This is a genomic window from Streptomyces incarnatus (genome assembly GCF_001027185.1).
GTDB lineage: Bacteria > Actinomycetota > Actinomycetes > Streptomycetales > Streptomycetaceae > Streptomyces > Streptomyces puniciscabiei.
In genome coordinates this window covers 6,029,245-6,041,626 of sequence record NZ_CP011497.1, presented here as the reverse complement: position 1 = coordinate 6,041,626, position 12,382 = coordinate 6,029,245, and the positions used below count along the sequence as shown (strand labels likewise).

Genomic DNA, 12,382 nt, shown 5'->3' with positions numbered 1-12,382 from the left:
TTCTGCGCCACCCGTATGTGTGAAGCCTGAGTCGGCCCCTCCCACGCCTGCGCGTGCGAAAACTAGCTTCGTCGCCGGAGGTGACCGAACGATGACGGCCTGTGCGATCGAATCCCCGTCGACGGGCGGGGCCGGCGGTGCGGCGGGGACGGCGTTCGCCGTGACGGCGGACGGCGCGTACGCGGCCCGGCTCGCCCCGGCCGGCGACTGCTGGTTCCCGGAGCGCTGGACGCTGGACGGCCCGGAGCCGTACGCGGTGCCGTTGCCCGGCAACCAGCCGGAGGAGCCCGGTACCGAGGTGCAGCCCCTGTCCGACGGCCGCGTGCTGATCCACCGCCTGGCCGGGGACCGGCACACCTTCTCGCTGCTGTACCCGACCGGCCCCGGCACCGGCGAGCTGCCGCTGGGCGCGGTGGAGTGCCCGGAGCCCGGCACCCGGCTCACGCTGCTGCCGCCCGCACCGGGAGGCGTACGGGCGTACGCCCTCGCCGTCGGGCCGCGCTCGAGTGTGGTGTGGCTGGTGGCGGGCGGGGCGTTCGGGCCCGAGCGGCTCGCCGAGGTGGCGGGGCGCTGTTCGGGCGGGGTCTGGCTGGACCGCGCCGGGCGGATGCTGGCGCTGGACCGGGAGCCGGCCGGCGGGCCGGTGAAGACGGTCGTGGTGGACCTGGAGCGCGCGGAGGTCTCGCCGCTGCTGCAGATCGCGGCCGGCAGCGACGACCGGCTGCTGCTCGCCGACCCCGACAGCGGGCTGCTGCTCATCTCCTCCGACGCGCCCTCGCCGGGGCAGGAACGATTGGGCTGGGGCGTGCTCGGCAGCGCCCTGCCGGTGCGTTTCCCGGAGTGCCTGAGGATGCCGGAGTGCGCGGTGACGCCGTTCGCGATCCAGCCCGAGCAGGTGCTGACGCCGGAGCACTGTGCGGTGGCGCTGCGCGTCGACGGGCCGTACGGCAACAGCTGGGTGGCCGTCTGGCGGCCGGCCGGGCGGCGGACGGGCCATCTCCCGGCGCCCGAGGGGTGGCTGACCGGGGCGGGGCTGTGGACCCGGGACGGGGTGCTGCGGCTGCCGTACGCCACGGAGGAGACTCCGTGCGGCGTGGCGGAGCTGACGGTGCCCCGGGGGGAGACGGCCGCGGCGGACGGTACCGCCGCGGCGCGGGGGGATGCGGGTCCGGAGGGTCCGGTCCGGGACGGCACGGCTGCGGGGGCGCTCGGGGCGCCGCCGGAGCCGACGGCACCGGACCCTCCGGAACCTGTGGAACCGGTCACCGGTCAGCGCGCGCAACCGGGCGCCGCGGAGCCGGGGATGGCACGTCCGGTGCCGTTGCAGCAGGCGCCTCTGGGACGTCTTGTAACGAACTAGTGCCGGTTGGCGTGTGCGCCTGGATTCGGCCGGTGGTGCGCCGGTTACACTCGCCCGGCTGTACGAAAGATCATGTGACGGGGTGAATACGTCCGATGAGCGACACCAGCACGACCGAGCAGCTGTCTGCCGACTCTTCCGAGGCTGCCGGCCACGGCCGGCACCGGGGCCCGATCGCGGCCCAGGAGAACGAGACGGCTCCGCACGGCCGGCACCGGAGGCCGGCCGAGGAGTCCGCGGAGGCGGCTGCCTGACGGCGGCAAGATGAGGAGGGGGCGTCCGACGGGCGCCCCCTCCTCGCGTTTCTCACCGGTTCCCCCCTGTCCTCACCCGCGTTTCAGCCCCAGCACCTCCGCCGCCGCGAAGGTCTCCCCGGACGGCCGGTCCGCGTAGTGCGGGGTGAGCAGCGCGTCGAGCTCGTCGTACGTGAACGTCTCCTGCTTGCTGTCGAACTTGGCCTGCACCCGCGGCCGTTCGACGATCGCGACCATGCCGCCGTGGACGACGAGCAGCTGGCCGTTGATCCCGGCGGCGGCCGGTGAGGCCAGATAGCCGACGAGCGGGGCGACATGCTCGGGGGCCAGCGGGTCCAGGCCCTCGGCGGGCTCCTCGAACCCGGCGAAGACGTCCTCGGTCATCCGGGTGCGGGCGCGCGGGCAGATCGCGTTGGCCGTGACCCCGTACTTGGCGAGGGCGAGGGCGGTGGAGGTGGTCAGGCCGACGATTCCGCCTTTCGCGGCCGCGTAGTTGGGCTGCCCGGCGGAGCCGGCGAGGAACGCCTCGGAGGAGGTGTTGACGATCCGCCCGTAGACCTTCTCTCCCCCGGCCGCCTTGGACCGCTCCCGCCAGTGCGCGGCGGCGAAGTGGGTGGTGTTGAAGTGTCCCTTGAGGTGGACGCGGATCACCGAGTCCCACTCGTCCTCGGTCATGGAGAAGACCATGCGGTCGCGCAGGATGCCCGCGTTGTTGACGAGGATGTCGAGCCCGCCGAACTCGGTGATGGCCGACCGGATCAGTTCCCGGGCCTGTTGGAAGTCGCTGACGTCCCCGGTGTGGGCGACCGCCCGGCCGCCGGCCGCGCGTATCTCGGCGGCGACCTGTTCGGCCGGTCCCGCCGAGGCCTCCCCGGAGCCGTCCCGGCCGGGCCGCCCGTAGTCGTTGACGACGACGGCCGCGCCGAGCCGGGCGAGTTCCAGGGCCTCGGCCCGGCCGAGCCCGCGTCCGGCGCCGGTGACGACGGCGGACCGTCCTTCGAGTGGCAGTGGCATGGCTTGGGTCCTCAGATCTCGATGCACGTACGCAGGGCCGTCCCGGTACGCATCTGGTCCAGTGCCTCGTTGATCTCCGCCAGGTGGACCCGGTGGGTGATCAGGCCCGCCAGGTCGACGCGGCCGGCCCGCCACAGGGCGATGGTGCGCTCGTAGGAGCGCAGCACGTCGCCGCCGCCGTACAGGGACGGCAGGATGCGCTTCTCGTCGAAGAACAGCTCGAACATGTTGAGCTGGAGGAAGTCGTCCATGGCGCCGGCGCCGACCACGACGAGGGTGCCGCCGCGCCTGGTGTTCTCGTAGGCGGTGCGGGCGGTGGCCGACTTCCCGACGACCTCGAAGACGTAGTCGAAGCCCTCACCGCCGGTGACCTGCTGCTTGGCGTCGGCCAGCTCCTCCGGCGAAACCGCTTTGGTGGCCCCGAACCCGAGGGCGGACGCGCGCCGGGAGGCGACCGGGTCGACGGCGACGATCTCGGCGGCGCCCTTCAGCCGCGCCCCCTGCACCGCCGAGATGCCGACGCCTCCGCAGCCGATGACGGCGACCGACGAACCGGCCTGGACATCGGCGGTGTTGAGGGCGGCGCCGAGGCCGGTGGTGACCCCGCAGCCGATCAGCGCGGCGATGTCGTAGGGCACGTCGTCCGGGATCGGCACCGCGCAGCCGGCGTCGACCACGACCTCCTCGGCGAAGGTGCCGGTGCCGGCGAAGCCGAACACATCGGGAGTGCCGCCGCCGGAGCGCCGGAAATTGGGGGTGCCCGCGTTCATGAACCCGGCCAGGCACAGCTCGGTCTGCCCGCGTTTGCAGGCCGGACAGGCGCCGCAGGCGGGCAGCCAGCAGATGACGACGCGGTCACCGGGCTTCAAGTGCCGTACTCCGTCGCCCACTTCGAGGACATCACCCGCACCCTCGTGGCCCGGCACGAACGGGGAGGGCTGGGGCAGCACCCCGTTCATCGCGGACAGGTCCGAGTGGCACAGCCCGGTCGCCCGCACCCGGACCCTGACCTTGCCGGGGCCGAAGCCCACCGCCTCGACGTCGTCGAGGACCTCCAGCTTTTCCTGGCCGATCTCGTGCAGTACGGCTGCGCGCATGGTGCGGCTCCCCTCGGAGGCTGTCTCGGGCGTGCTGTCAGGAGTGCTGTACGACGGTGTCCGTGAGGACCGGCGCGTCGTCCCGCTCCACCGCGCTCACGGCCACCCGGACGCTCCCCTCCTGCCGCCACATGCGGATGCGCAGTGTCTCCCCCGGGTACACGACGCCCGCGAACCGGGTGGTGTACGACCGCACCCGGCTCACATCGCCGCCGAGCAGCGTGTCCACGACCGCCTTGAGCGTGATGCCGTAGGTGCACAGCCCGTGCAGGATGGGCCGGTCGAAGCCGGCGAGCTTGGCGAACTCGGGATCGGCGTGCAGCGGGTTCCAGTCGCCGGAGAGGCGGTAGAGGAGGGCCTGGTCCGCGCGGACGGGGCGTTCGACGGTCCGGTCGGGTTCGCCGGTGGGCGGGTCGAGGCGGACGGACGGGCCCCGGTCGCCGCCCCATCCGCCCTCTCCCCGTACGAAGATCTGGGCGTCGTTGGTCCACAGCGGGCCGTCGGCGTCGGCGACCTCGGTGCGCAGGACCAGGACGGCGGCCTTGCCCTTGTCGTGGACGGCGGCGAGCCGGTGGGTCGCCCTCGCCGTGCCCTCGGCCGGGATGGGGCGGTGGATCTCCAGCGCCTGTCCGCCGTGCAGCACCTTGGCGAGCTCGACCTCCACCCCGGGCATGGACAGCCCGCTGATCACGCCGGGCGCGCCGGAGCCCGCGACGGTGGCGAAGCTCGGCAGGACGTGCAGCCGGGACTCCAGGGTGTAGCGCAGTTCGTCGGGGTCGGTGGCGGGGGCGTCCTTGTCAGGGTTGGCTCCCGCGCCGATGCCGAGGTGGTACAGCTGCACGTCCTTGGTGGTCCAGGAGATCTCGCCGGTCCGGGGAGGGGCCGCGAGGGCTTTCGCTGCATCGATGGGCATACGGCTCCTGACGCTGGCGGTTCAAGACCCCGGTGCGGACGTCCGCACCGTCGGCCGCACCGAGGTCGCTACGGGCCGATCTAGAACGCGTTCCAGTCCGGCGCCCTCTGTATAGCCCAGCGCTCCACAGTTGTGAAGGCTCCTGACGCTGTGTCAGCGCAGTGTGGCGGCCCGGGGCAGTGACATTTGTACTGCCGGAGTCCGTACATGCGCCTCTGCCGCACGCGGGGGCCGGATTCCTATGGTCCTAGACATGACACCACGGGGACCCCGAGGACAACGGGGAAGCGCCGTCTCCTTCACGGGGGCGGTCAGGACGTACGGCGCGGTGCGCGCCGTGGACGGAGTCGACCTGGAGATCGGGTACGGGGAGACCGTGGCCCTGCTGGGCCGCAACGGGGCCGGCAAGTCGACGGCGATCGGCCTGCTGCTCGGGCTGTACGAGCCCGACGCCGGCGCCGTGGAACTCTTCGGCGCGGCGCCCGGGCAGTCGGTGCGCGCGGGCCGGGTGGGCGCGATGCTCCAGGACGCCCGGCCGGTGCCCCGGGTCACCGTGGGCGAGCTGGTGGGGTTCGTGGCCTCCCGTTACCCGGCACCGATGCCCCTCGCGCGGGCCCTGGAGCTGGCCGGGATCGCCGACCTGGCCGGGCGGCGGGTGGACCGGCTGTCCGGCGGGCAGGTTCAGAGGGTGCGGTTCGCACTCGCGCTGACCGGGGACCCGGCGCTGCTGGTGCTGGACGAGCCGACGGCGGCCCTGGACGTGGAGGCCCGGCAGGCCTTCTGGGAGTCGATGCGGACGTACGCCCGGCGGGGCCACACCGTGCTCTTCTCCACGCACTACCTTCAGGAGGCGGACGCCTACGCCGACCGGATCGTGGTCATCGACCGGGGCCGGATCGTCGCCGACGGCACGGCCGAGGAGCTGCGGCGCGCGGCGGGCGGCAACCTGGTTGGCGTGGACCGGGCCGGCCGGGACGCGGACGACTTCGCCCCGCTGCCCGGGGTCCGCTCGGTGGAGGTGCGGGGCGACCGGATCCGGCTGCGCACGGACGACTCCGACGCGACGGTGGTCGCCCTGGCCGAGCTGGGGGCGATCAGGGGGCTCGAGGTGACGCCGGCGTCCCTGGACGACGCGTTCCTGGCCCTGACCTCCCCCTCCCTGGAGGCGGTGTGATGCTCGCCTACGTCCGCCTGGAGACCCTCCGCACCCTCCGCGACCCCGGCTTCGTCATCGGCGGCATCGCCATGCCGGTGATGATGTACCTGCTGTTCACCAACATCGGTGAGACCGACGGGAGTTGGCGGACCGCGGCCATGGTCGGCATGGCCGCCTACGGCGCCGTGGGCGCCGCGCTGAACACCGGGGGTGCCGTCGCCGAGGACCGCGCGACCGGCTGGCTGCGCCAGCTCCGCGTCACCCCCATGACCCCCCGCGAGGTGGTGACCGGCCGGACCCTGACCGGCGTGGTCACCGTACTGCCCTCGATCGTCGCGGTACTGGCGGCGGGCGGACTGGCCGACGGCGTACGGCTGGCCGTCTGGCAGTGGCCGGCGATCGCGCTGCTGCTGTGGCTCGGCTCCATCCCGTTCACCCTGCTCGGCCTCGGCAACGGCTACCGGCTGACCGGGCCGAGCACCGGCGTGGTCAACATGGTGTGCAACCTGGGGCTCGCGGTGCTCGGCGGCCTGTGGTTCCCGGTCAGCCTCTTCCCCGGCTGGCTGCGGGATCTGTCGGTGTACACCCCCACCCATCGGTTCGCCCAGCTCGGCACCGCCGTATCGGAGGGGCGCGCACCGGGCGCCGGTGCCATCATCGTCCTGACCACTTGGCTCGTTCTGTTCGGTTCGTACGCTGTGCTGTCGTACCGCCGTCGGGCGGGGACCATCTGACCGGGGGACATGCAGACATGACGTGGGTTCAGGGAGTTCGGTGCCAGATACAGGCGCTGCAGGCCGAGCGGCACCAGTGGCGGGCCGCGCACGAGCGCTTCAAGGCCGCGCAACGGGCCGCCCGCAAGCGGGGCGAGGAGCCGGACGTCGACCATCCCGGCCCGCCGCCCACCGGATTCGCCCTGCTGCCCTGGCTGCTGATGGGGATGGGGTCCTTCTCCAACCTGCTCCAGGGCAAGACCCCGAACCCGTGGGTCGGCGGCCTGGGCCTGCTGGCCTTCAACTCCCTGTACATCTACGTCACCTTCCGCTCCTTCGACCGCGCGAAGCGGGAGGCCGCCTCCACCCGGGTGGCGGTGCTCCTCATGGCCCTGGTGACCACGGGCCTGGCGCTCGGCTACGGCGGCAACTGGCTGATGTTCTTCCCGCTGCTCGGCCTCGCCGTGGGCGCCGCGCTGCGCGGGCCGTGGCTGGGCCGGACCGGTCTGCTGCTGACGGCGTACGCGACCGGTGTCTCCGCCGTCCGCGGCGGCTGGGGGGACGCGACGAACATCGGCTACGCGACCTTCCTCTCCAGCATGGTGACGGCCGCGATCCTCGGCCTGTCCGAGGCGGTACGGGAACTGCGCGCCGCCCGCGAGGAGCTGGCCCGGCGCGCGGTGGAGAAGGAGCGGCTGCGCTTCTCCCGGGACCTGCACGACCTGCTCGGGCACACGCTGTCGGTGATCGTGGTGAAGTCGGAGGCGGCCCGGCGGCTGGCGCCGCGCGACATGGACGCGGCGCTGGGCCAGATCACCGACATCGAGTCGGTGGGCCGGCAGGCGCTCACCGAGATCCGCGAGGCGGTGACCGGCTACCGGGAGGGCAGCCTGGCCACCGAGCTGACCCGGGCCCGCTCGGCGCTGTCGGCGGCGAGCGTGGAGCCGGTGGTACGGCAGTCGGGGGTGCCGCTCGAACCCCAGACGGAGGCGCTGCTGGGCTGGGTGGTGCGCGAGGCGGTGACGAACGTGGTCCGGCACAGCGACGCCGGCCGCTGCGAGATCACCGTCGACAGCGGCGCCGAACAGGTCCGGCTCACCGTCACCGACAACGGCAGCGGCCGGCCGGCCGGCCGGACCCGGCAGGGCATCGGCGGCACCGGTCTGAAGGGGCTCACCGAGCGCCTCGCGGCGGCGGGCGGCTCACTCACGGCCGGCCCGTCGCCGCGCGGCGGTTTCACGGTGACCGCCGAACTCCCGGTGGAGCCGGCTCAGTTCGCCGCGGCGGGGGTCACTACGGCGCCCAGGGCGTGCTGACCGCCCAGCTGATGTCGTCGGTCCAGGACGTGCTGCTGTCGAAGTCGTTCGACCCGCCGTCGCTCGCGATGTACAGGTTGTAGTCGTAGTGGCGCAGGTATCGCGTCGGGTAGTTGTACGAGGCGAACGAGGTGCCGGTGCCGCTCTTGCCGGTCTGCGGACAGAAGGTGGCGTCGGCCCGGAACTGGGCGGTGCCGTCCATGGGCTGCCGGTAGAGCTTGTAGTTGTAGTGGCGCAGGTAGTCGCCGGGGTAGTTGCGCGACTCGAAGGAGACGCAGGAGCTGCTCGCGAGGCCTCGGCGGACGATCCAGGTGGCGTCGTTCCTGTCCAGGCCGGAGCTGCCGGAGGTGATGGCGGAGATGACGCCGGCGTCGTTCTGGTGGCGGACGTAGTCGCTGGTGCAGCAGGAGGTGGTGGCGCGCAGCGAGATCTCCGAGCCCGGGGTGAGCGTGCCGGTGCCGCCGGTCGCCCCGCCGTAGCCGACGGAGACGATGTTGGCCTGGACGGCGTTGTCGGCGGCGTCGGTCGGGATGCCGGAGGTCATGACGCCCTCGAAGAAGGAGCCGATGGAGCCGTTGCTGTTGTCGCCGCCGGTGCCGAGGACGATCGCGCCCTCCTGGTGCATCGGCGAGTATCCGCTCCTGGTCGGCTCACCTCCGGAATAGGTGGTCGTCAGCCCGCCGGATTGCGCATTCCCCCATTTGAGCGCGAAATGGTTCTGGCCGTTGTTCTTGAGCAGCGCGGTCACGAACGGCAGCGGTCCGGTGCCGGTGTCGGAGGAGTTCTTGCTGTATCCGGCGTCGGACTGGAACAGCCCGTTCTCCAGGTCGGCCTGCACCCAGGGGCCCTGCCCGTAGCAGGGGGAGAACCAGCACTCGGTGCCGAAGTTGATGGCGTCCATGTGGCCGTTGCCGGTGTCCTTGTTGTTGGTCTCGGCGTTGCCGTAGTCGAAACAGCAGCGGCCGTTGACGTGGGTGCCGGAGGTCACCATGTACATCCCCTCGGCGGCGCCGTTGGTGGCGACACCGGAGGTGGAGTTGTCCCGGTAGCCCATGCCGGCGGAGATCTCCAGGCCGTAGACCTGGTGGCCGCCGACGGTCACCGGCAGCGCGTCGGCGGGCGCACCTACATCGGCGGCGCCGGCGCCGCCCGCACCCTCGATCGTGAGGTCGTTGTGGCGGGAGGACTGGTCGTAGATCTTGGTGATGATGCAGGTCGTGCCGGAACAGAAGGAGTCCTGGGCGGGCGCGTTCGCGTATCCGCCAGCGGCCAGCAGCCCGATGTCCTTCGTGGCGCCGTCCGAGGCGCGCCGCACCTGGTAGAGCGAGCCGTTGTACGAGGAGTACAGCGCCCGGACCAGGCTGTGCGCGGCGACGCAGGGGGTGCCCGCGGCGGCGTAGACGTCACAGGGCAGCGAACTCGCGGCGGCGGCCTGGGGCACTCCGACGCCGAGCAGCAGCGCGGCGAGGGTCGCGCAGACGGCGAGCACGGACAGGGCGGCGCTTCTCAGCCGCCGGGGGCGTATGTGGGGGGAGCTCACGGGCACGGTGCACCTCGGATTCTCTCGTTCGGAATTTCGGACGCCGTTCGACCGAAATACCGAACCTATTCGACGACGAAAAGGGAACGGATTTCTGGAAATGCAGGGGCGATTGTTTGAGCACCGCCTCGGAGCGTCAACCCCCGCCGCACCGGACAATGCCAAGTCTTTAATCGGCGGCGGCCGCCCGCGCCGTGAGCAACGGCTGGAAGAAACCCGTCTCCTCGGGCATCAGCCAGGCGATGTCCGTGAAACCCGCACCGGCGACGAATCCGGCGAGCCGTTCCCGCCCCAGCGCCCAGTAGGCGGCCCGGCGCACCCGCACCTCCCACTGCCCCTCGCCCTCCCGGGCCGGGACCAGCTGGAAGTGCTCCAGCTCGTAGCGCTCGCCGTCCGCCTGCCACCGCCACAGCTGGAAGGTGACGGTCCGCCCGGTGCCGTCGGCGGGCTCGTGCACCTGCGGGGGCGTCGAGACCGGCCGCTCGCGCAGCAGCTCGTCGTAGGGGCGGGTACTGACGAGCAGCCGCCCACCGGGCCGCAGCACCCTGCGCATCTCCCCCAGCGCCGCCCGCACGTCCGGCTCGGTGAGGAGATGGGGCAGCGAGTTGTCGGCACAGACGACGGCGTCGAACCGGCCGCCGGGGAAGGGCAGTCGCCGCATGTCGGCAGCGGCGGTGGGCAGCGCCACCCCGAGCCGGGCGGCCTCCCGGCCGGCCCGGGCCGCGGCCCGCACGCTGAGGTCGGTCCCGACGACCCGGTGGCCGCGCAGCGCCAGCCCGATCGCCTGCGTGCCGATGCCGCAGGAGCAGTCCAGCACCTCCGCCCGCTCCCGGCCGACCAGGGCGTCCAGCGCGGCGCCCTGCCGGCGGACGCTCGCCGCCCAGTCCGGGTAGATCAGGTGGTAGTCGCCGGCCAGCTCGTCGTAGAAGCGCGCGGTCGAGGACTCGGGCATACGGCGAGGCTAGCGCGCCGAGCACCGGGATGGGCCGGGGTTCCCGGCCGTAACCTGAAGCCATGAACGAGATGCCCCGGGACCATCGGCCCGCCAAGTCCATTCGGGTGCTGCTCGCCGAGGACCAGGGCATGATGCGGGGTGCGCTCGCCCTGCTGCTCGGCATGGAGGAGGACATCGAGGTGGTGTCCCAACTGGGCTCGGGCGACGGCATCGTGGACGCCGTGCTCACCCACCGGCCGGACGTGGCCCTGCTGGACATCGAACTGCCGGGCATCAGCGGGCTGGACGCGGCGGCCGAGCTGCGGGAACAGGCGCCCGACTGCCGGGTGCTGATCCTCACCACCTTCGGCCGGCCCGGCTATCTGCGCCGGGCCATGGAGGCCGGGGCGGCCGGGTTCCTCGTCAAGGACGGGCCCGTGGAGGAACTGGCCGCGGCGATCCGGCGCGTGCTCACCGGGGAGACCGTCGTCGACCCGGCGCTGGCCGCCGCCGCGCTCAGCGCCGGGCCCAGTCCGCTGACGGCCCGCGAGTGCGAGGTGCTCAAGGCGTCGGTGGACGGCGCGACCGTCGCCGACATCGCCGGCAGGCTGCACCTGTCCGAGTCCACCGTCCGCAACTACCTGTCCTCGGCGATCGGCAAGACAGGCACCCGCAACCGCGCGGAGGCGGTACGGGAGGCCCGGCAGCAGGGGTGGCTGTGAGCCGCGAGCGCTGCTACTGGATCACCTCCGCGTTCCGGTAGGCCGTCCCCTCCGGGGCCGTGCAGGCGAACCACTCCACCGGCGAGCCGGCCACCGCCTGGGGCTCGACCATGGTGCTGGTGCCGTCCTTCCAGTCGCACTTGACCTGCCGGGCGGTAATGGGGACCTGGCCCACCACGAGCCGGGCGGGACCACCGGAATTCGCCTTGCCCAGGGCGAGGGCCCCCGACGCCAGGCTCGTGCCCGTCAGGGGCTCCCACCCCTTGAGCGTGTCGAAGATGATCGGTCTGAGCGGGTTGTCGCCGTAGTACAGGCCCGAGTAGTACGAGGTCATGCCGACCAGGTGCTGGTGCCGGTGGTCGGGAAGGAGGGCCGGCTCGATGCCGTACTTGCGCATCGCGGCCAGCTGCAGGGCCGCCTCCGACTCGTCCCGCGGCGCTCCCCACACGGAGACGACCACACGCCAGCTCTTGCCGTGGTCCGTCCCGCGCGCCAGCTCCGTTTCCTGTGGAATGTCCACATTCCGGTCCTCGGGGCTGGACGGCGCGGCCGCCACGGTCGGCTTGCGGTCGGTCTGGCCGGGCAGGCCGGTCACCGCCAGCGTCACCCCCGTCGACCCCGCCAGCACCAGCGTCGTGGCCGCTGCCACCGCCCAGCGGCGGGCTCTGCGCCGGCGCCCGCGGCGGATGACCGCCTCGACCGGGGCTATGCCGATCTCGGCCTCGTCCGCGGCGTCCGCGAGGAGGAGGGCGAGGTCCGTGTGCGTCATGTCGGTCATCTCGTTCATGTCGTGGCTCTCCCCATCCGCGCTCGTCACTTCCGGCCTCCGTGCGTCACCGTCTCGGCCAGTCCCGGTATGGCCCGGAGTTTCGCGATCCCCCTGGCCGCGTTGCTCTTCACCGTGCCGACCGAGCAGCCCATCGCCTCCGCCGCCTGGGTCTCCGTCAGGTCCTCCCAGTAGCGCAGGACCACTGCCTCCCGCTGCCGCACCGGCAGTTGGGCGAGCGCCTTGAGCAGCGCGCCGCGGTCATCGGCCTGCGCGATCCGGTCCCCCGTGTCGGCGATCTCGTGCACCAGGCCCGAGTCGTCCTTCGGAGCCAGGAACTCCTTGAGCCTTCTTCGGTGTTTGCGTGCGTGCAGGTTGATCATCACGCGCCGTACGTACGCCTCCGGATCGTCGGCGGCGCCGACCTTGCGCCAGGACACATAGACCCGCTCGAGCGTCGACTGGACCAGGTCCTCGGCGGCGTGCTGCTCCCCCGTGAGGAGAAATGCCGTACGCATCAGCCGCGGCCAGCGGCCGATCATGAAGCTCTGGAACTCCTCGTTCCGAGCGTTCTTCCCGTCCCCCATGGGCACCTCC

Annotated in this window: 13 protein-coding genes; 6 read left to right on the top strand and 7 right to left on the bottom strand. The window is 72.5% G+C overall.

Going from position 1 to position 12,382, the window contains the following annotated elements; genetic code table 11:
• Positions 1-91: 91 nt before the first annotated feature.
• Complete coding sequence (locus ABB07_RS27260; RefSeq protein ID WP_208901182.1) at positions 92-1,360, top strand: hypothetical protein; 1,269 nt, start codon at positions 92-94, stop codon at positions 1,358-1,360.
• Positions 1,361-1,455: 95 nt separating this feature from the next.
• Positions 1,456-1,614 carry a hypothetical protein gene (locus ABB07_RS27255; RefSeq protein WP_208901181.1) on the top strand — a complete coding sequence of 53 codons (159 nt, stop codon included), beginning with the start codon at positions 1,456-1,458 and terminating at the stop codon, positions 1,612-1,614.
• 72 nt (positions 1,615-1,686) lie between these two features.
• Here ABB07_RS27255 and ABB07_RS27250 read toward each other — a convergent pair whose 3' ends face one another.
• The 3 genes from ABB07_RS27250 to ABB07_RS27240 are packed head-to-tail and all read right to left on the bottom strand — an operon-like array spanning position 1,687 to position 4,638.
• Positions 1,687-2,628 carry a 3-oxoacyl-ACP reductase gene (locus ABB07_RS27250; RefSeq protein ID WP_208901180.1) on the bottom strand — a complete coding sequence of 314 codons (942 nt, stop codon included), beginning with the start codon at positions 2,626-2,628 and terminating at the stop codon, positions 1,687-1,689.
• 11 nt (positions 2,629-2,639) lie between these two features.
• Complete coding sequence (locus tag ABB07_RS27245) at positions 2,640-3,725, bottom strand: Zn-dependent alcohol dehydrogenase (RefSeq protein WP_208901179.1); 1,086 nt, start codon at positions 3,723-3,725, stop codon at positions 2,640-2,642.
• 37 nt (positions 3,726-3,762) lie between these two features.
• On the bottom strand, positions 3,763-4,638 hold the full coding sequence (locus tag ABB07_RS27240; RefSeq protein ID WP_208901178.1) for a MaoC/PaaZ C-terminal domain-containing protein: 876 nt from the start codon (positions 4,636-4,638) through the stop codon (positions 3,763-3,765).
• A gap of 253 nt (positions 4,639-4,891) precedes the next feature.
• On the opposite strand from ABB07_RS27240, the gene ABB07_RS27235 reads away from it, so the two are divergent.
• The 3 genes from ABB07_RS27235 to ABB07_RS27225 are packed head-to-tail and all read left to right on the top strand — an operon-like array spanning position 4,892 to position 7,823.
• Positions 4,892-5,812 (top strand): ABC transporter ATP-binding protein, encoded by a 921-nt coding sequence (locus tag ABB07_RS27235; protein WP_208901177.1) that lies wholly within the window; start codon positions 4,892-4,894, stop codon positions 5,810-5,812.
• Positions 5,812-6,528: an ABC transporter permease gene (locus tag ABB07_RS27230; RefSeq protein ID WP_208901176.1), complete on the top strand. Its 717-nt coding sequence runs from the start codon at positions 5,812-5,814 to the stop codon at positions 6,526-6,528. Before ABB07_RS27235 ends, ABB07_RS27230 begins: the two co-directional genes overlap by 1 nt.
• A 17-nt stretch (positions 6,529-6,545) precedes the next feature.
• Positions 6,546-7,823, top strand: a complete 1,278-nt coding sequence (locus ABB07_RS27225; RefSeq protein WP_208901175.1) for a sensor histidine kinase — start codon at positions 6,546-6,548, stop codon at positions 7,821-7,823.
• Here ABB07_RS27225 and ABB07_RS27220 read toward each other — a convergent pair.
• Positions 7,801-9,369 carry an alpha-L-arabinofuranosidase B gene (locus tag ABB07_RS27220; protein WP_425264767.1) on the bottom strand — a complete coding sequence of 523 codons (1,569 nt, stop codon included), beginning with the start codon at positions 9,367-9,369 and terminating at the stop codon, positions 7,801-7,803. The genes ABB07_RS27225 and ABB07_RS27220 overlap by 23 nt on opposite strands.
• A 163-nt stretch (positions 9,370-9,532) precedes the next feature.
• Positions 9,533-10,315: a class I SAM-dependent methyltransferase gene (locus ABB07_RS27215; RefSeq protein ID WP_208901173.1), complete on the bottom strand. Its 783-nt coding sequence runs from the start codon at positions 10,313-10,315 to the stop codon at positions 9,533-9,535.
• Between the two features lie 62 nt (positions 10,316-10,377).
• Here ABB07_RS27215 and ABB07_RS27210 point away from each other — a divergent pair, with 62 nt between their 5' ends.
• Positions 10,378-11,019: a response regulator transcription factor gene (locus ABB07_RS27210; protein ID WP_208901172.1), complete on the top strand. Its 642-nt coding sequence runs from the start codon at positions 10,378-10,380 to the stop codon at positions 11,017-11,019.
• A gap of 13 nt (positions 11,020-11,032) precedes the next feature.
• Here the strand turns inward: ABB07_RS27210 and ABB07_RS27205 are convergent, their stop codons facing one another.
• Together ABB07_RS27205 and ABB07_RS27200 are read right to left on the bottom strand one after the other, a co-directional pair.
• Positions 11,033-11,806, bottom strand: coding sequence for a hypothetical protein (locus ABB07_RS27205; RefSeq protein ID WP_208901171.1), 774 nt, complete (start codon positions 11,804-11,806; stop codon positions 11,033-11,035).
• 26 nt (positions 11,807-11,832) lie between these two features.
• On the bottom strand, positions 11,833-12,372 hold the full coding sequence (locus tag ABB07_RS27200) for a SigE family RNA polymerase sigma factor (RefSeq protein WP_208901170.1): 540 nt from the start codon (positions 12,370-12,372) through the stop codon (positions 11,833-11,835).
• Between the last annotated feature and the right edge of the window lie 10 nt (positions 12,373-12,382).